General features: G+C 71.4%; 17 protein-coding genes. 6 read left to right on the top strand and 11 right to left on the bottom strand.

Annotated features, from left to right (window positions below; translation table 11 throughout):
- Nucleotides 1-206: 206 nt before the first annotated feature.
- Both glmS and JNO44_RS17535 read right to left on the bottom strand, forming a co-directional pair.
- Entirely contained in the window at nt 207-2,036 is a 1,830-nt protein-coding gene (gene glmS, locus JNO44_RS17540) for a glutamine--fructose-6-phosphate transaminase (isomerizing) (protein ID WP_067358745.1), read from the bottom strand.
- Nucleotides 2,037-2,107: 71 nt separating this feature from the next.
- The gene (locus JNO44_RS17535; RefSeq protein WP_073442355.1) at nt 2,108-2,383 is read right to left on the bottom strand and encodes a hypothetical protein; all 276 of its coding nucleotides are present in this window, start codon (nt 2,381-2,383) and stop codon (nt 2,108-2,110) included.
- Nucleotides 2,384-2,619: 236 nt separating this feature from the next.
- Here JNO44_RS17535 and JNO44_RS17530 point away from each other — a divergent pair, with 236 nt between their 5' ends.
- Nucleotides 2,620-4,215, top strand: a complete 1,596-nt coding sequence (locus tag JNO44_RS17530; protein ID WP_205365160.1) for a beta-N-acetylhexosaminidase — start codon at nt 2,620-2,622, stop codon at nt 4,213-4,215.
- A gap of 235 nt (nt 4,216-4,450) precedes the next feature.
- Here the strand turns inward: JNO44_RS17530 and tgmC are convergent, their stop codons facing one another.
- From tgmC to JNO44_RS17505, 5 genes are all read right to left on the bottom strand, one after another.
- Nucleotides 4,451-5,581: an ATP-grasp peptide maturase system methyltransferase gene (gene tgmC / locus JNO44_RS17525; protein ID WP_240167574.1), complete on the bottom strand. Its 1,131-nt coding sequence runs from the start codon at nt 5,579-5,581 to the stop codon at nt 4,451-4,453.
- Nucleotides 5,578-6,531, bottom strand: a complete 954-nt coding sequence (tgmB, locus tag JNO44_RS17520; protein WP_205365158.1) for an ATP-grasp ribosomal peptide maturase — start codon at nt 6,529-6,531, stop codon at nt 5,578-5,580. Before tgmB ends, tgmC begins: the two co-directional genes overlap by 4 nt.
- Nucleotides 6,528-6,839, bottom strand: coding sequence for a putative ATP-grasp-modified RiPP (gene tgmA, locus JNO44_RS17515; protein ID WP_205365157.1), 312 nt, complete (start codon nt 6,837-6,839; stop codon nt 6,528-6,530). Before tgmA ends, tgmB begins: the two co-directional genes overlap by 4 nt.
- A gap of 78 nt (nt 6,840-6,917) precedes the next feature.
- Complete coding sequence (locus tag JNO44_RS17510; RefSeq protein ID WP_235093400.1) at nt 6,918-7,136, bottom strand: hypothetical protein; 219 nt, start codon at nt 7,134-7,136, stop codon at nt 6,918-6,920.
- Nucleotides 7,133-7,408, bottom strand: coding sequence for a hypothetical protein (locus JNO44_RS17505; protein WP_205365156.1), 276 nt, complete (start codon nt 7,406-7,408; stop codon nt 7,133-7,135). The genes JNO44_RS17510 and JNO44_RS17505 overlap by 4 nt, the downstream gene beginning before the upstream one ends.
- A 249-nt stretch (nt 7,409-7,657) precedes the next feature.
- On the opposite strand from JNO44_RS17505, the gene JNO44_RS17500 reads away from it, so the two are divergent.
- Together JNO44_RS17500 and JNO44_RS17495 are read left to right on the top strand one after the other, a co-directional pair.
- On the top strand, nt 7,658-8,902 hold the full coding sequence (locus tag JNO44_RS17500; RefSeq protein WP_235093398.1) for a helix-turn-helix domain-containing protein: 1,245 nt from the start codon (nt 7,658-7,660) through the stop codon (nt 8,900-8,902).
- 11 nt (nt 8,903-8,913) lie between these two features.
- A complete protein-coding gene (locus JNO44_RS17495; RefSeq protein WP_205365154.1) occupies nt 8,914-9,387 on the top strand; it encodes a hypothetical protein in 474 nt (157 codons plus the stop codon).
- 96 nt (nt 9,388-9,483) lie between these two features.
- On the opposite strand, the gene JNO44_RS17490 is transcribed toward JNO44_RS17495, so the two are convergent.
- The 4 genes from JNO44_RS17490 to JNO44_RS17475 are packed head-to-tail and all read right to left on the bottom strand — an operon-like array spanning nt 9,484 to nt 15,269.
- Nucleotides 9,484-10,638 (bottom strand): acyl-CoA dehydrogenase family protein, encoded by a 1,155-nt coding sequence (locus tag JNO44_RS17490; RefSeq protein WP_073442353.1) that lies wholly within the window; start codon nt 10,636-10,638, stop codon nt 9,484-9,486.
- A 7-nt stretch (nt 10,639-10,645) separates the two neighbouring features.
- Nucleotides 10,646-11,602 (bottom strand): hydroxymethylglutaryl-CoA lyase, encoded by a 957-nt coding sequence (locus tag JNO44_RS17485; RefSeq protein WP_205365152.1) that lies wholly within the window; start codon nt 11,600-11,602, stop codon nt 10,646-10,648.
- Nucleotides 11,599-13,629: an ATP-binding protein gene (locus JNO44_RS17480; protein WP_205365150.1), complete on the bottom strand. Its 2,031-nt coding sequence runs from the start codon at nt 13,627-13,629 to the stop codon at nt 11,599-11,601. Before JNO44_RS17480 ends, JNO44_RS17485 begins: the two co-directional genes overlap by 4 nt.
- A gap of 8 nt (nt 13,630-13,637) precedes the next feature.
- Complete coding sequence (locus JNO44_RS17475; protein WP_205369980.1) at nt 13,638-15,269, bottom strand: carboxyl transferase domain-containing protein; 1,632 nt, start codon at nt 15,267-15,269, stop codon at nt 13,638-13,640.
- 144 nt (nt 15,270-15,413) lie between these two features.
- Here JNO44_RS17475 and JNO44_RS17470 point away from each other — a divergent pair, with 144 nt between their 5' ends.
- From JNO44_RS17470 to JNO44_RS17460, 3 genes are all read left to right on the top strand, one after another.
- Nucleotides 15,414-16,070: an SACE_7040 family transcriptional regulator gene (locus tag JNO44_RS17470; RefSeq protein ID WP_205365148.1), complete on the top strand. Its 657-nt coding sequence runs from the start codon at nt 15,414-15,416 to the stop codon at nt 16,068-16,070.
- Nucleotides 16,071-16,214: 144 nt separating this feature from the next.
- The gene (locus JNO44_RS17465) at nt 16,215-17,372 is read left to right on the top strand and encodes an acyl-CoA dehydrogenase family protein (protein WP_073442350.1); all 1,158 of its coding nucleotides are present in this window, start codon (nt 16,215-16,217) and stop codon (nt 17,370-17,372) included.
- Nucleotides 17,373-17,393: 21 nt separating this feature from the next.
- Nucleotides 17,394-18,287 (top strand): acyl-CoA thioesterase, encoded by an 894-nt coding sequence (locus tag JNO44_RS17460; RefSeq protein ID WP_205365147.1) that lies wholly within the window; start codon nt 17,394-17,396, stop codon nt 18,285-18,287.
- Nucleotides 18,288-18,292: the final 5 nt, after the last annotated feature.

The following is an 18,292-nucleotide window of genomic DNA, read 5'->3' as shown; positions in this document are numbered from 1 at the left end:
CAGTGGGCGTCCGGTTGCCGTCCGGAGGTTGCTCGTGCGCTTGTGACGGGTAGAAAACGGTCACAACGACGTGCTGCCGGTCGGGAAGTGACGGATCCCGGGGCGGCGGCATCCCGCCGGCGTAATGGGCGACGCCGGCAAAAGGGGAGGCGCCGGCTCCGTGTGCGTATGGTGGCACGCACGCGGAGCCAGCGCTCGCGGGGGGACTACTCCACCGTGACGGACTTGGCCAGGTTGCGCGGCTTGTCGATGTCCCGGCCCAGGGCCAACGCCGTGTGGTAGGCGAGGAGTTGGAGCGGGATGCCCATCAGGATCGGGTCCAGCTCGGGCTCGTTCTTCGGCACCACGATGGTGTGGTCGGCCTTCTCCTGCTCCTGGTGGGCGACGGCGAGGATCCGACCGCTGCGGGCCTTGATCTCCTCCAGCGCGGCCCGGTTCTTCTCCAGCAGGTCGTCGTCCGGCACGATCGCGACCGTCGGCATCGCCGGCTCGATGAGCGCCAGCGGGCCGTGCTTGAGCTCGGAGGCCGGGTACGCCTCGGCGTGGATGTACGAGACCTCCTTGAGCTTCAGGGACGCCTCGCGGGCCACCGGGTAGCCGCGCACCCGGCCGATGAACATCATCGACTTGGCGTCGGCGTACAGCGCCGAGAGCTTCTTGATGTCGTCCTCGCCCTTGAGGATCTCGTCGATCTGGCCCGGCAGCTTCCGCAGGCCCTCGATGATCCGCTTGCCGTCCGCGACCGACAGGTCCCGGATCCGGCCCAGGTGCAGGGCGAGCAGCGCGAAGGAGACCACCATGTTGGTGAAGCACTTGGTGGAGACCACGCAGACCTCGGGGCCGGCGTGCACGTAGATGCCGCCGTCGGTCTCCCGGGCGATCGCCGAACCGACCACGTTGACCAGGCCCAGCACCCGGGCGCCCTTGCGCTTGAGCTCCTGGACGGCGGCCAGCACGTCGTAGGTCTCACCGGACTGGGAGACGGCGACGTAGAGGGTGTCGGGGTCCACGACCGGGTTGCGGTAGCGGAACTCGGAGGCCGGCTCGGCGTCCGAGGGGATGCGGGCCAGCTCCTCGATCATCTGGGCGCCGATCTGGCCGGCGTGGTAGGAGGTGCCGCAGCCCAGGATCTTCACCCGGCGCACCGCGCGGGCCTCGCGGGCGTCGAGGTTGAGGCCGCCGAGGTGGACGGTGGAGAAGCGGTCGTCGATCCGGCCGCGCAGCGCCCGGTCCACCGCCTCCGCCTGCTCGGAGATCTCCTTGTGCATGTAGGTGTCGTGGCCGCCCAGGTCGTAGGACTCGGCCGCGTACTCCACGGTCTCCGGCGTCGCCGTCGTGCGGGAGCCCTCGGTGGTGTACGTGCGGTAGTCGTCGGCCTTGAGGGTGGCCATCTCGCCGTCGTCGAGGGTGACGACCTGGCGGGTGTGCGAGACCAGCGCGGCGACGTCGGAGGAGACGAACATCTCGTGCTCGCCGATGCCCAGGACGACCGGGGAGCCGTTGCGGGCGACCACGATGCGGTCGGCGAAGTCGGCGTGCAGCACGGCGATGCCGTAGGTGCCCTCGATGTGGCGGAGCGCCTCGCGGACCTTCTCCTCCAGCGTGGCGGCGGTGGAGCTGCCGATGAGGTGGGCCAGGACCTCGGTGTCGGTCTCCGAGGCGAAGGTCACGCCGTCGGCGGTCAGCCGGGCGCGCAGCTCGGCGGCGTTGTCGATGATGCCGTTGTGGACGACCGCGACCTTGCCCTCGGTGTCCAGGTGCGGGTGGGCGTTCTCGTCGGTGGGGGCGCCGTGGGTGGCCCAGCGGGTGTGCGCGATGCCGGTGCTGCCCGCGAACCGCTTCGGCAGGCGGGACTCCAGCTCTCGGACCCGGCCCTTGGCCTTGGCGGTCTTCAGACCGCCCGCGGCCTTGCCGGTGCCCTTGGCGTGGATGGCGATACCGGCCGAGTCGTAGCCGCGGTACTCCAGGCGCTGGAGGCCCTCAAGGAGCAGCGGCGCGACATCGCGCTTGCCGATGTATCCGACGATCCCGCACATACGGTGACCCTTCTCGTTGGCGTTCATGGGTGCCCGGCCGTCCTCCGGCGGGCGCTGGTCCGTCCCGGCGGTCAGCCGTAGACCAGGCGGCGCAGCTGGCGCAGCGAGAGCGAGGGGGGCGACACGGCGCGGTGCGGCAGCTCGTGTGCGATCCGCTCGAAGATCGCCTCGTTCCGCAGCCCCTGGGACTGCAGCTCGCGGTGTCTGCGGCGGACGAAACCCTCCGTGGTCTCGTCGAAGTACGCCAGCACGTCCAGCACCACCCGGGCCGCCTCGCCGCGCTGGAGCGGCGTGCTGCGGACCAGGTGGTCGATGAGGTCCTCATGGGACGGACGGCGTTCGAGCACCCGTCGATATTGCGGGTCCTCGCCAAGATTCGCAAGAAATCTGCCCGATATCGGGCACGTATACCAGAACGCGCACCGAAACTGGTCTACACCTTGACCGGTAACCAGGCGCGCGGTACGCATGGTCACCGTCCGGTCGCTCCACGCCAGTCAGAACGTGCGCCCAGGGAAACGCGCCGTCCGCAACGCCCCAGCCAAAGACGTGCCGCGCTCGAAGCTCGCCGAAGGGACCGTCCATGAGACGACGCAGACTCCTGACCTCGCTGCTGCTGGTCGCGGCGGCCGGCACGGCGACCGCCGCCGTGCCGTCGCAGGGCGCCGCGGCCCGTGCCGTCACCCCGCTGGACCGGGTGATCCCGGCGCCCGCCTCGGTCCGCCCGACCGGTGACGCGTACACGATCGGTGAGGGCACCCGGATCCGGGTGCCCGGCAACTCCGGCGAGGCCCAGCGGATCGCCGGCTATCTGGCGGGGCTGCTGCGGCCGGCCACCGGCTTCTCGCTGCCGGTCACCACCCGCGGCGGCACCGACGGCATCGTCCTCAGGCTCGGCGGCCGGGACACCCGCGGCCTCGGCGCGGAGGGCTACAAGCTGACCTCCGGCGGGCGCGCGGTCACCATCAGCGCCGCCCGCCCGGCCGGCCTCTTCCACGGCGTCCAGACCCTCCGGCAGCTGCTGCCGGCCGCGGTGGAGAAGGAGACCCGGCAGCCCGGGCCCTGGCGGATCGCCGGCGGGACGATCTCCGACGCGCCGCGCTACGCCTACCGCGGCGCGATGCTGGACGTCTCCCGGCACTTCTTCACCGTCGGGCAGGTCAAGCGGTACATCGACCAGCTCGCCCAGTACAAGATCAACAAGCTGCATCTGCACCTCTCCGACGACCAGGGCTGGCGGATCGCGATCAGCTCCTGGCCGCGGCTGGCGACCTACGGCGGCAGCACCCAGGTCGGCGGCGGCCGCGGCGGCCACTACACCAAGGACGACTACCGCGAGATCGTCCGCTACGCCGCCAGCCGCTACCTGACCGTCGTCCCCGAGATCGACATGCCCGGCCACACCAACGCCGCGCTCGCCTCGTACGCCGACCTCAACTGCAACGGCCAGGCGCCGCCGCTCTACACCGGCACCAAGGTCGGCTTCAGCTCGCTGTGCGTGCCCAAGAAGATCACCTACGACTTCGTCGACGACGTGATCCGGGAGATCGCCGCGCTCACCCCCGGCCGCTACCTCCACATCGGCGGCGACGAGGCGCACTCCACCAGCCACGCGGACTACGTCGCCTTCATGGACCGGGTGCAGCCGGTGGTCGCCAAGTACGGCAAGACCGTGATCGGCTGGCACCAGCTGACCGGGGCGCACCCGGTCAGGGGCGCCCTCGCCCAGTACTGGGGCTACGACAAGACGGGCGCGCAGGAGCGGCAGCAGGTCGCCGACGCCGCGCGGCACGGCACGGGGCTGATCCTCTCGCCCGCCGACCGCGCCTACCTCGACATGAAGTACGACAAGGACACCCCGCTCGGCCTGAACTGGGCCGGCTATGTGAACGTCCGGCGCGCCTACGACTGGGACCCCGGGAGGTACCTGGAGGGCGCGCCCGCCGGGGCGGTCGCGGGAGTCGAGGCGCCCCTGTGGTCGGAGACCCTGACGACCTCGTCGAACATCGAGTACCTGGCGTTCCCGCGGCTGCCCGGGATCGCCGAGCTGGGCTGGTCGCCGGCCCGGACGCACGACTGGGGCGCGTACCGGACGCGGCTGGCCGCCCAGGGCCCCCGCTGGGACGCCCTGGGCATCGACTACTACCGGGCGCCGGAGGTGCCGTGGCCGGCACGGTGACGCGTCGGGGCGGTGGCGGTTGACGCATCGTTACGACGCGGCGGGCCCGGGAACAGCTTCCCGGGCCCGGCACGTTGGTGGACCGGCTGCCACGGCCATGGTGTGCCGGTTCAGGGCTTACTGACGGCCTTCCGTTCGCCGACCGGCCGTAAGTGCTGTTGTCTGCGGGCCGCCCAGCGGTCCAGAGGTTCGTCTGCCGAGTTGCCCATCGTCCCACTCCTGGTTGTCGCCGCAGTCAGACCTTGGGCCAGGTGACGGTCTGGCCCTCGGGGGTGACAGTGACCTCGAATCGTTCGAGGTCGGGGGCGCCATCGGCGCGCCAGCGGATGACGTGCCCCTCGACCGCGTCCCAGAGACGGACAGGTCCACCCTGCCGAACCATCCAGTCGTCCCCGACCTGGGCAAGAGATGCCCACGCACCGGCGGATACGTCGATGAGGATGTGCTCGGTACGCCCGTTGCGGTCCAGGCTGATGCGCTGCGCTCCGGGAGCGGCGAGCTGGGCGACGAAGCGGGTGTTCCAGTCGTCCAGCGCATCGGCCCCGAGCGAGGTGGGACGTTCGGCTCCGTTGTCCAGGTCGGGCAGCATCCCGAGTGGTGGGGGTAGTTGGGGGCGGACGAGCATGAAAGAGATCTGACCGCCGAGGAACCGGCCGTGGGCTGTCCCGTCCTCACCCACGGTGAGCCGGGCGAGTTCGGAGGAGTAGAGCCAGCCGCACAGGGTGGCGAGGATGATTCCGCCGGGTCGGGTCTGCTCGACCCAGGCGTACGGCACATCGACCACGCCGCACGTGGCGATCAGCCGGTCGTAGGGCGCGCCGTCGGTGTCGCCGACAAGGCCGTCGCCCACGAGGGCGCGCGGGTGGTAGCCGATGTTGGCGAGAGCGCCCCGGGCGCGGCCGGCCACGTCCTGGTCGATCTCCACGGAGGTCACGTGGTCGTCGCCGAGCCGGTGGCACAGGAGCCCGGTGGAGTAGCCGGTGCCGGTGCCGATCTCCAACACCCGGTGACCGTCCTCCACCTGAAGGTCTTCGAGCATCCGCACCACCAGGCCGGGCATGGTGCTTGATGAGGTGGGGGCGCGCAGGATCTCGCCGCGGATGTCCCGGGGGACGATCGTTCCGGCGGTCTGGGTGACGAGGGAGTCGTCGTCGTAGCAGCGCCTCAACCAGCCCGGGTCATGGGGCAGGACCGGCCGCCACGCCGTCGGTGTCGAGTCGGCTACCTGATCGAAGAAGCCGCCGCGCAGGAATGCGTGGCGGGGTAGCTCTTCAACGGCGGCGCGCCACGGGGCGGTGCGAAGGTAGCCACCGGCGGCCAGGCGGTTGGCGAGGGCCGTGCGGAGGGCCTTGTCGTCGTCGGTCACACGGTCTTCCTTTCGAGCAGATCGGCCATGGCCGCGATCATGGGCAAGCCGGTCTCCGGCTCCAGCCACGCCCACTGTCCGGACGGGTTGCACTCCAGGAACCACCATTGCTCTTCGCGGTCGACGGCGAAGTCGAAAGCGCCGAAGACGAGCCGGAAGTGTGCGAGGTAGGCGCGCAGGGCCTTGGTGATCCCCGAGGGCGGCTCGACTACCGAGTAGGTGAGCCGGCCGTAGTCGGTGCGCCAGTCCAACAGGTCCGAGTCGATGCGCACGGCGAAGATCTGGTCGCCGATGACGGTCACGCGGATGTCGGTGGCCTTGTCGATGCGCTGTTGGAACAAGTGGGCGGTGCCGCTGACGGCGTCGTCGATCTCATCCGCCGTGACCTCGGCGACCTTCACCGTGCAGGAAACGCCGTTCTCGTCGCGGTAGAGGGGCGCGGAGAGTGGTTTGTAGATCACCGGTCCGTGCCGCTTGATGAAGTTCCTCGCGGCGGCAGGGTTCGAGGTGATCAGGGTCGGTGAGAGTCGGAACCCGGCTGTCGCCGCGGCGGCGAGACCGGACGGCTTGAACTCCGCGTCGCCGATGCGGTGGGGGTGGTTGACGTACAGGCAGCCGGGCAGGGCGGCGATGACGCCGCCGAGGCCGTAGCGGGCTTGGGTGACGGCGAACCGCGCGGTCTGCTCGTCCAGGTGTGGGAAAGTGAAGCCGGAGGGGCGACGGTAGTACAGCGACCGCACGTGCCCGAGGTCGGCGGTGCGCGACGACGTGGTCAGGGTGCCTGCGAGGCCGTCGCCGGTGAGGGTGGCCGCGACCGACAAGGTGGCGGGGAAGTCCCCGGAGTCGAACCGCACGACCGGGACACCCCGGCCGTGCAGCTCGTCAGTCACCAGGTCGGTCGTGGGGTCGTCCAGGTTGGTGACGACCAGAACCGGACCCGGATGCGTCACTGGTCGCTGTCGTTCCCGGTGTCCTGGTCACCGCCACCGGAGCCCCCCGGACCCGAACCGTCGGACGGGTTACCGGTGTTGGTGGGTGGATTGGTGCCGGTGCTCGTCCCGTGCCCCGGCATCATCATCGGCTGCCCGGCGGCGTCGAAGTAGCGACCGGTCTGCGTGACGGGGTCGAGCTCGACCTGGGCGTAGCCGGGGGCGAACGCCGGGTACGGAGCCATACGGCGCAGGCCCCATGGGGCGGGAGTGAGATGACCGGACGGGAGCGGCGTCCCGGTCGGGAGCCGGTCGGAATGAGCAAACATGTGGTTCCCTTCGTAGGCTTGCGAACAGGCGTCAGACTGAATCCGAGGTCGCCGTCCTCGGTGCGGCGTGGCGGCCGCTCACGGCTGGATCCATTCGCCGCGACGGGCGACCACCGGGTACGACACGAGGTCGCTCCGGCCGACGCGTAGATGCCCCCGGCCGGCAGCGCCGTACAACGGGCGCAGCAGCCACACCGGTTGCCGGGTCTTCAGGCCGGCGATGTCCGTGCACACCCACTTCGTGCCGGTCATGACCGCGACGACGAGATCGCCGACCTCGGGACGCACACCGCTCATGGTGCCGCCGCCTCGGTGGGCATGGCCTCGGCGAGCGCGGCCTCGTTTTCCTCGTCGGTCGCCCGGCGCAGTGTGTCCGGCTCGGCCTCCCACGCCGGTGCGGACCCGACGAGCGGCACGACCAGAACGCAGACGCAACCCGAGCATGCGGGCGGGTATGCCTCCGGATCCGCAACTCTGCCGACGGCACCGGCGACAACGTCGTAGACGACGGTGCCCGGCGGGTAGGTGACGACGCTCTGCTGGCCCTGAACGTTGCTGTGGGTGGTCATCGCGGCCTCGGTTTGCTCGCGGTGGGCTGGGAGTGGGTGCCGGCCGACCACTCGCATTCCCTTTGCAGAGGAGGAGGGCGGAGCACCGAGTCCAGAACACGGCTGGTTGCCGGCCGTGTTGCTGCACTGCATGCAGTCAACGGCCGTCGACTGCTCTGGGACCATCGCGCATGCGGCATCCACATACGGTTACCCGCTCAGCGGGTACGGGTAGGGGCCCGGTGTCGTGCGGTCCTTTAGCGTGAGGGTATGCCGGTGAACTGGCAGATGGCGGCGGTCCGGGAGGCGTCCCGGATCGGGGACTACGGCCGGGTTATCGAGCTGGCCCGGCAGAGCCAACGCATGTCACAGTCCCAGTTAGGGGGAGCCCTCGGGCTGTCGCAGTCCGCCGTCTCCCGGTTGGAGAAGCGTGGTACGGGCTCCTACAGCACGGACATCCTGGCAGCGGCCTCGGCACACCTGGGGATCCCGCCCATGTTGGTGGGGCTCGCGGACAGCCGCCCGGGACAGCTGAACGGTGACGACGTGAACCGACGAAAGTTCCTCGGCTCGGTCGCGGCCACTGCGGCGACCCCAGTACTGGCAGCACTGCCCGACTCAGTAGACGTGAACGGAAGTCAGGCCGCCGCACTTCGGCTGTCCACCACTGCCTACCGCAGTCTCGACGGTTCCACCCCCTCCCGAGACCTCGCCGCCCCCGTCCACTCGCACATGCGGCTTATCCAGAGCATCACCCGGAACGCCTCCGGCGACGCCGACCGCAATCGCCTCGCGGCCGTGGGCAGCGAGGCCGCTAGCCTCGCCGGATGGTTGGCCTGGGACATGGGCGACAGCGGCTCGGCTCGCACCTGGTACGGCGCAGCGATCAAGGCCGCGCGGTCCTCCGGTGACCCGCTCCTTACGGCCTACCAGGTCGGAAGCCTCGCCCAGTTCGAAGCGCACTCCGGCAACGCCGTCCAGGCCCTCAACCTCACCCGCAGGGCACGGGGAGCACTCCGTGACTGCCGACCGTTGGTTGCCGACGCCTGGCTGGCATCCGTCGAAGCGCTCGCTCATGCCGCGGCCGGCGACTGGCGCGAGGCGGACAAGGCCCTTGTAGCAAGCCGCGCCGCGACCGAAACTCTTCCAGAGGAGCCCCCGCCGTGGCCGTGGGTGTTCACATTCAATCCAGCCAAGGTCGCCGCCTGCCGAGTCACCTGCGGAGCCCGGCTCGGCATGTCCGAATGGGCACTCGCCGCGGACGTCATGGCCCTGGCTACCGGACACGCGAAGCAACGCGCACTCCTGGTCCTCGACATCGCCGCCGGACACCTGGCCGCTGGCCGCGTGGAAGCAGCTTTCGCCCTGGCCGGACGGGCGTTGGACACTGGTCTTCAGTACCGTTCCGGCCGGATCGTGGAACGGGCGCGCGCGATGCGCCGCTCGTTGACCACCGCGACACCCCCCAAGGTCGTACGGGAATTCGACGAGCGCCTCCACGGCGTTCACCTGTAGGGAGATCAGCAATGCGCGTAGGGATCACCGGTCACCGCGGACTCGGTCCGGACGTTGAACAGCGAGTGCGGTCCATGCTGGACACGGCCGTGAACGCGTATGACGCGGCGGAGCTCGTCGGGATCTCCTGCATCGCAGACGGCCCCGACGCCTGGTTCGCCGAGGCCGTGCTCCAGCACGGCGGCAGCCTTGAGGTGATCGTCCCAGCCGGTGAATACCGCGCCGGCCTCCCGGTATGGCACCACGCCACCTACGATGCGCTGCTCGGCCGAGCCGCCGACGTCCACGAAACCGGGCTCACAACCTCCGATTCCGACGCGCACATGGCAGGCTCCGAAATCCTCGTTGGCATCTCAGACGAAATGCTGGCTGTCTGGGACGGGAAGCCGGCCCGCGGGCACGGCGGTACCGCCGATGTGGTCGCCTACGCCGAGCGGACCGGTACGCCGGTACGGGTCCTGTGGCCGGAAGGCGCCACCCGCTGACCCCCATTTGGCACGTACGTTCAAGCGGCACGTGTACGTTCGCGCTTCCCCGGAGGGTTCGCCCACCAGGTGGGCGAACCCCGGATGGTTTTCGCTCTAGAACCCCAACTCCCGTGCGATCAGCATGCGTTGGACCTCACTGGTGCCCTCGCCGATCTCCAGGATCTTGGCGTCCCGCCACATCCGGGCGACCGGGTACTCGTTCATGAAGCCGTAGCCGCCATGGATCTGGGTGGCCTCGCGGGCGTTGTCCACCGCGATCTCGGAGGAGTAGAGCTTGGCGAGCGCCGCCTCCTTCTTGAACGGTTCGCCGTGCACCAGCCGGGAGGCGGCGTCGCGCCAGGCCAGCCGGGAGGTGTGGGCGCGCATCTCCATGTCGGCCAGCTTGAACTGGATGGCCTGGTTGGCGCCGATCGGGCGGCCGAAGGCGTGCCGCTCCTTGGCGTACCGCACCGACTCGTCCACGCAGCCCTGGGCCAGACCGGTGGCCAGTGCGGCGATGGCGACCCGGCCCTCGTCGAGGGTCCGCAGGAACTGTGCGTAGCCCCGGCCCTCCTCGCCGAGGAGGTTGCCGACCGGGACCCGGACGTCGGAGAAGGACAGCTCACGGGTGTCCGAGGCGTTCCAGCCGACCTTGGAGTACGGGGCGGCGACCGTGAAGCCGGGGGTGCCGGACGGCACGACGATCGCGGAGATCAGCGGGGAGCCGTCGTCCTTGCGGCCGGTGACCGCGGTGACCGTCACCAGGCCGGTGATGTCGGTGCCGGAGTTGGTGATGAAGCACTTGCTGCCGTTGATCACCCAGTCGTCGCCCTCGCGCACCGCGGTGGTGCGGGTGGCGCCGGCGTCCGAACCGCCGTCCGGCTCGGTGAGGCCGAAGGCGCCGAGCATCTCGCCGCTGCACAGCTTCGGCAGCCACTCCCGCTTCTGCTCCTCGGTGCCGAAGCGGTAGACGGGCATGGCGCCCAGCGAGACCCCGGCCTCCAGGGTGATGGCCACCGAGGAGTCGACCCGGGCCAGTTCCTCCAGGGCGATGCCGAGCGCCAGGTAGTCGCCGCCCATCCCGCCGTACTCCTCGGGGAACGGCAGGCCGAACAGGCCCATCTGGCCCATCTGGCGGACTATGTCGTAGGGGAAGGCGTGCTGCTCGTAGTACGCGCCGATCTCCGGGGCGACGACGTCGTGTGCGAACGCCTCGACCGTGCGCCGGAGTTCTTCCAACTCTTCGGGCAGGCGGTGGTCCAGGGACATGGGTCACTCACTCCTTGCGGGAGAGGGCGCGGACGGTGCGTGAAGGGCTGGGGCGGCCCAGGAACCCGGCCAGCCACTCGCTGGCCTCGGTCAGCCGCCCCAGGTCGATGCCGGTCTCGATGCCGAGGCCGTGCAGCATCCACACGAGGTCTTCGGTGGCGAGGTTGCCGGTGGCGCTCTTGGCGTATGGGCAGCCGCCCAGGCCGCCCGCCGAGGCGTCGACGGTGGTGACGCCGTGCTGGAGCGCGGCGAAGGTATTGGCCAGAGCCTGTCCGTAAGTGTCGTGGAAATGTACGCCCAGCCGGGTGGTGGGCACCCCGGCCTCGTTGAGCGCGGCGAGCAGGTGCTGGACGTGGCCGGGGGTGCCCGCGCCGATGGTGTCGCCCAGGCTCAACTCGTCGCAGCCCAGGTCGAGGAGGGCCCGGCAGACCCGGACGACCTGGGCGATCGGCACCGGGCCCTCCCACGGGTCGCCGAAGCACATCGAGAGGTAGCCGCGGACGTGCATGTTCTCGTCCCGGGCCCGCCGGACGACCGGCGCGAACATGGCCAGCGACTCGTCGACGGTGCGGTTGAGGTTGGCCTTGGCGAACGACTCGGTGACGCTGCCGAACACCGCGATCCGGCGGGCGCCCAGCGCCAGGGCGCGCTCCAGCCCCCGTTCGTTGGGCACCAGCACCGGCAGCCGCCGCGGGTCCAGGTCGCCCAGCATCGGGAACAGCTGCTCGGCGTCGGCGAGTTGGGGCACCCACTTGGGGTGCACGAAGCTGGTGGCCTCGACGACCGGCAGGCCGGCGGCGGCCAGCCGGTGGATGAACTCCGCCTTGACCTCGGTGGGGACCACCGCCTGCTCGTTCTGGAGGCCGTCGCGCGGACCGACCTCGTGGATCCGCACGCGGGTGGGCAGGCCCTCCGCGGCCACTTCCATGGGAAGTCCGGTCGCCGGTGCGCCGTCGGTGGTCATGCCGTCGCCTCCTCGTCCGTGCCGGGGGTGTCGGGGTCGTCGGGGGCGTCGCCGTCGGCGGTCTCGTGGGGGGCCACGACGGCCAGCACCTGGTCCATGGAGACCGTGCTGCCGGGGGTGACGTCGAGTGCGGTGACCGTCCCGGCGTGCGGCGCGGAGATCACGTGCTCCATCTTCATCGCCTCCACCACCAGCAGGCCCTGCCCGGCGGTGACCTCGTCGCCGACGGCCACCTTGACGACGGTGACGGTGCCGGGCATCGGGGCGGCGAGGGTGTCCACGCCGTGCCCGCGGGCGGCCTCGCGCAGCGCCTCGGCCACCGGGTCGTGGTCGCCGACATGCCAGGCGTCGCCGTCCCGGCCCAGCCAGTCGCCGCCGCGGTGGAAGGTGTGCCGGATGCCCTCGACGGTGATCCGCACCTCGTCCGCGGTGACCTCGAAGTGTTCCGGGGCCACACCGGGCCGGACGTCGTAGGCCACCGGGTCCTGTCCGGGGACGCGCAGCCAGTGCCGCACCGGGGCGGGCGCGCCGCCGAGCCGGAAGCCGGTCGGTGCGGCGAACGGGTCGCGCCAGCCGCCGTCGTCGGCCGGCTCCAGGGCCGCCTGCCGGACCGCGGCGGCCGCCGCGTACACCTCGTCGGGGACCGCGTCGGCCACCAGGTCGGCCGCCACCCGCTCGACGAGTCCGGTGTCCAACTCGCCGGAGACCACGTCCGGGTGGGCCAGCAGGCGGCGCAGGAAGCCGGCGTTGGTGGGCACGCCGAGGGTGACGGTGGCGGCCAGCGCGGCCCGCAGCTTGCGCAGGGCGCTCGCCCGGTCCGGGCCGTGCGCGATGACCTTGGCGAGCATCGGGTCGTAGCGGCTGCCGACCTCGGCGCCCTCGGTGAGGCCGGAGTCGGTGCGTGTCCCGTCGCCGCTCGGCTCGCGCAGGGTCAGCACCGTGCCGCCGGTCGGCAGGAAGTCGCGGGAGGGGTCCTCGGCGCAGATCCGGGCCTCTATGGCGTGCCCGGTGAAGGAGAGGTGCTCCTGGGCGTAGGGGAGGCGTGCCCCGGCGGCGATCCGCAGCTGCCATTCGACGAGGTCGAGCCCAGTGATCATTTCGGTGACCGGGTGCTCCACCTGGAGGCGGGTGTTCATCTCCATGAAGCAGTAGCCGGACGGGTCCTTGCCGGGGACGATGAACTCGACGGTGCCGGCGCCGCGGTAGCCGCAGGAGCGGGCCGCCTGGACGGCCGCCTCGCCCATCGCGGCCCGGGTGGCCTCGTCCAGCAGGACCGAGGGCGCCTCCTCGATGATCTTCTGGTGGCGGCGCTGGAGGGAGCATTCGCGCTCGCCGAGGTGGAGGACGTTGCCGTGGCCGTCGGCCAGCACCTGGATCTCGATGTGCCGGGGCCGGTCGATCCACCGCTCCACCAGCAGGGTGTCGTCCCCGAAGGACGAGCGGGCCTCGCGGCGGGCGGCGGCGATCTCGTCGGCCAGTCGGTCGGCCTCCCGGACCAGGCGCATGCCCTTGCCGCCGCCGCCGGCCGACGGCTTGAGGAGGACCGGCATGCCGATCTCCCGTGCCGCGGCGGCGAGTTCCGCGTCGCTCAGGCCGCTGCCGGAGGAGCCGGGGACGACCGGGACGCCGGCCGCGCGGACCGTCTCCTTGGCCCGGATCTTGTCGCCCATCAGGTCGATGGCGTCCGCGGGCGGGCCGATGAAGACCAGTCCGGCGTCGGTGCAGGCACGGGCGAAGGCGGCGTTCTCGGCGAGGAAGCCGTAGCCGGGGTGGACGGCCTGGGCGCCGGTGCGGGCGGCGGCGTCCAGCAGGCGCGCGGCGGACAGATAGCTCTCGGCGGCGGGGGCGGGGCCGATCCGGACCGCGGTGTCCGCCTCGCGGACGTGCCGGGCGTCGGCGTCCGCGTCGCTGTACACCGCGACCGAGCGGATGCCGAGCGCGCGCAGCGTCCTGATGACGCGGACCGCGATCTCCCCGCGGTTGGCGACCAGGACGGTGTCGAACAGGCCGGTGTCGAAGCTGGTCATAGGTCCTCTCACATCCGGAAGACGCCGAAGGCCGGCGCTGCGTCGTCCCGTTGGGGCAGGGGGGCGTTGGCGCAGGCGGTCAGCGCCAGGCCGAGCACCTGGCGGGTCTCCAGCGGGTCGATGACGCCGTCGTCCCACAGCCGGGCGGTCGCGTAGTAGGCGTTGCCCTGGTTCTCGTACTGGGCGCGGATCGGGTCCTTGAAGGCGGTCTCGTCCGCCGCGCTCCACTCCTCGCCGCGCGCCTCCAACTGGTCGCGCTTGACGGTGGCGAGGACGGACGCGGCCTGCTCGCCGCCCATCACCGAGATCTTGGCGTTGGGCCACATCCACAGGAAGCGGGGGGAGTAGGCGCGGCCGCACATCGAGTAGTTGCCCGCTCCGTAGGAGCCGCCGATGACGACGGTCAGCTTGGGGACGCGGGCGCAGGCGACCGCGGTGACCATCTTCGCGCCGTGCTTGGCGATGCCGCCCGCCTCGTAGTCCCGGCCGACCATGAAGCCGGAGATGTTCTGGAGGAACAGCAGCGGGATGCCGCGCTGGTCGCACAGCTCGATGAAGTGGGCGCCCTTCTGGGCGGATTCGGAGAACAGGATGCCGTTGTTGGCGACGATCCCCACCGGGTGGCCGTGCACGTGGGCGAAGCCGGTGACCAGGGTGGTGCCGTACTCGGCCTTGAACTCGGCGAAGCGGGAGCCGTCGACGATCCGGGCGATCACCTCGCGGACGTCGTAGGGCGTGCGGGAGTCCACCGGCACCGCGCCGTAGAGCCCGGCGGGGTCGGCCTTGGGCTCCTCGACGGGCCGGACGGACCAGGGCAGCGGCGGGCGGTCGCCGAGGGTGGCGACGATGGTGCGGACGATCCGCAGGGCGTGCGCGTCGTCCTCCGCGAGGTGGTCGGTGACGCCGGAGGTGCGGGAGTGCACCTCGCCGCCGCCCAGTTCCTCGGCGCTGACCTCCTCGCCGGTGGCGGCCTTCACCAGCGGGGGGCCGCCGAGGAAGATCGTGCCCTGGTTCCGCACGATCACCGCCTCGTCGCTCATCGCCGGGACGTAGGCGCCGCCGGCCGTGCAGGACCCGAGGACCGCGGCGATCTGCGGGATGCGGGCGGCGGACATCCGGGCCTGGTTGTAGAAGATCCGCCCGAAGTGCTCGCGGTCGGGGAAGACCTCGTCCTGCATCGGCAGGAACGCGCCGCCGGAGTCGACGAGGTACAGGCACGGGAGGCGGTTCTCCAGCGCCACCTCCTGGGCGCGCAGGTGCTTCTTGACCGTCATCGGGTAGTACGTGCCGCCCTTGACGGTGGCGTCGTTGGCGACGATCAGGGTCTCCCGGCCGCTGACCCGGCCGATGCCGGCGATCACCCCGGCGGCCGGCGCGGCCCCGTCGTACATCCCGTCCGCCGCCAGCGGCGCCAGCTCCAGGAACGGGGAGCCGGGGTCCAGCAGTGCGTCCACCCGGTCGCGGGGCAGCAGCTTGCCGCGGGCGGTGTGCCGGGCCCGGGCCTTCTCGCCGCCGCCCAGCCGGGCCGCGGCCAGCTTCTCGCGCAGTTGCCCGGACAGCTCGCGGTGCGCGGCCTCGTTGGCCCGCCAGGCGTCGGACGCCGGGTCGTCGGTGCCGGTCAGCACCGGTGCCTGCTCGATGGCCTCCATCGCTATGGGCCCCCTCGCTCGGTCGGCTGCCCGCCGGGTGCCGCGGGGTGTGTCCGGGGCCAGGCGGGTTAATGGGCGTTAACCTCTTTCCCCTCAGGTTAACGACCACTAACCCGGCTGTCTACAATCGACGGCATGAGCAATGCGCACGCCCCCGCCCCGACCAGCCGCCGCGAGCAGATCCTCAAGGAGGCCGCCCGGCTCTTCGCGGAGCGCGGCTTCCACGGCGTCGGCGTGGACGAGATAGGGGCGGCCGTGGGCATCTCCGGCCCCGGGCTCTACCGGCACTTCGCCGGCAAGGACGCGATGCTCGCCGAACTCCTCGTCGGGATCAGCGAGCGGCTGCTGGCCGGCGGCCGGATGCGGATCGAGGAGGGCGGCCAGACCCCCTCGGCGGTGCTCGACGCACTGATCGACGGGCACATCGACTTCGCGCTCGACGACCGGCCCCTGATCACCCTGCACGACCGCGAGCTGGACCGCCTGCGGGAGGCCGACCGCAAGCGGGTGCGGCAGCTCCAGCGGCAGTACGTCGAGCTGTGGGTGGAGGTCGTCCGGCAGGTCCACCCCGAGTCGGCGGAGTCCGAGGTGCGGGCCGCCGTGCACGCGGTCTTCGGGCTGCTGAACTCCACCCCGCACCTGGGCCGCCCGGGCTCCCTCCCGGGCCGCGCGGAGATGGCGCGGCTGCTGCACCGGCTGGCGCTGGGGGCGTTCGGGGCGGTCGACGCCGACGGGGCGGCGGTCGCGCCGGTGGTCGCGGAGGGCGTCGCGGCGTCCCGCCGGGCGGGCTGAGCGGCAAGCCCTGCCGGGCCCGTCGGCCACCGCTTCCGCGGTCGGCCGCGGGCCCGTCCCACCTCTGGACAGCCTTGGTGACCGGCGGGTAGCTTTCGCTGAGCAAACGCTTAGCCAAGCAGGGTGGCGAAGGAGGCCGAGGGCATGCGCCGGACGGTGTTCAACGAGGATCACGAGGCGTTCCGGGAGACCATACGCGCCTTCATCGAGGCCGAGGTCGTACCGGTCTACGACGACTGGTGCGCCGCCGGCCAGGCGCCCCGCGACTTCTACTACAAGCTCGCCGAGCTGGGCGTCTTCGGCATCCGCGTGCCCGAGGAGTTCGGCGGCGCCGGCATCGACTCGCACAAGTTCGAGGCCGTGATGTACGAGGAGACCGCCCGCGCCGGCGTCAGCTTCGGCGGCTCCGGCGTCCATGTGCTGCTCGGCCTGCCGTACCTCCAGATGCTCGCCACCGAGGAGCAGCAAAAGCGCTATCTGCCCAAGTTCGTCTCCGGCGAGGAGATGTGGGCCCTGGCGATGACCGAGCCGGGCACCGGCTCCGACGTCGCCGGCATGAAGACCACCGCCAAGCTCTCCGCCGACGGCACCCACTACGTCCTCAACGGCGCCAAGACCTTCATCACCGGCGGCGTGCACGCCGACCGCGTCATCGTCTGCGCCCGCACCTCCGCTCCGCGCGAGGACGACCGCCGCTTCGGTATCTCCCTCTTCGCCGTCGACACGAAGTCCGAGGGCTACTCGATCGGCCGCAAGCTCGACAAGCTCGGCCTGAAGGTCTCCGACACCGCCGAGCTGGCCTTCGTCGATGTCAAGGTGCCCGTCGAGGACCTGCTCGGCGAGGAGAACAAGGGCTTCTCCTACCTCGGCCAGAACCTGCCCTCCGAGCGCTGGGGCATCGCCTTCGGCGCGTACGCGCAGGCCAAGGCCGCCGTCCGGTTCGCGCAGCAGTACGTGCAGGAGCGCACCGTCTTCGGCAAGACCGTCGCCTCCTTCCAGAACACCAAGTTCGAACTGGCCGCCTGCCAGGCCGAGGTGGACGCCGCCGAGGCCGTCGCCGACCGCGCCCTGGAGGCCCTGGACGCCGGCGAGCTGACCGCGGCCGAGGCCGCCTCCGCCAAGCTCTTCTGCACCGAGGTCGCCCACCGCGTCATCGACCGCTGCCTCCAACTCCACGGCGGCTACGGCTTCATGAACGAGTACCCGATCGCCCGCCTCTACGCCGACAACCGCGTCAACCGCATCTACGGCGGCACCAGCGAGGTCATGAAGTCCATCATCGCCAAGTCCATGGGCCTGTAAGGGCGTAAGGGCCGCACGCACGTGAACGACGCACTGCAGTCGCTGCTCGATCTGCTCGCCCTGGAGCGGATCGAGCAGGACATCTTCCGCGGCCTGAGCCGCGCCTCGGTCGTGCCCCGGGTCTTCGGCGGCCAGGTCGCCGCGCAGGCACTGGTCGCGGCCGGCCGCACGGTCCCCGCCGACCGGCCGCCGCACTCGCTGCACGCCTACTTCCTGCGCCCCGGCGACCCCGGCGCACCCATCGTCTACACCGTCGACCGGATCCGCGACGGGCGGTCCTTCACCACCCGGCGGGTGGTCGCCGTCCAGCACGGCAAGCCGATCTTCCACCTCACCGCGTCCTTCCACGCGCAGGAGGAGGCGGCGCTGGAGCACCAGGAGCCGATGCCGGCCGCGCCGGATCCGCTGGAGCTGCCCACCGCCGCCGAGATGCTGCCCCGGCACGCCGAGCGGTACCTCTCGCCGGAGGTCGCCGAGCGGCTGCTGGAGGCCCGGGCCGCGATCGACCTGCGGTACGTCGACGAGCCGCCCTACGTCACCGTCGGGCAGCCGCGCGAGCCCCGCTCCCAGGTCTGGTTCCGCACCCACGGCAAGCTGGACGACGACGGCGAGATCCCCCGTCCGCTGCTCGACGTCTGCCTGGTCACCTACGTCTCCGACATGACGCTGCTGGACTCGATCCTGCTGGCGCACGGCCGCGGCGGCTGGGCGGTGGGCGACGTGGTCGGCGCGAGCCTGGACCACGCGATGTGGTTCCACCGCCCGCTGCGCGCCGACGAGTGGCTGCTCTACGACCAGGAGTCGCCAACCGCCCAGGCCGGGCGGGGCCTGGGCCAGGGCCGCATCTTCACCGCCGACGGGCAGCTGGTGGTGTCGGTGATCCAGGAGGGGGTCGTCCGGGTGCCGTGGGGGTAGGGAAC

Source organism: Streptomyces noursei, from assembly GCF_016917755.1.
In the GTDB taxonomy this organism is placed as follows: domain Bacteria; phylum Actinomycetota; class Actinomycetes; order Streptomycetales; family Streptomycetaceae; genus Streptomyces; species Streptomyces yunnanensis.
This window is presented reverse-complemented; position numbering and strand designations above follow the sequence as displayed.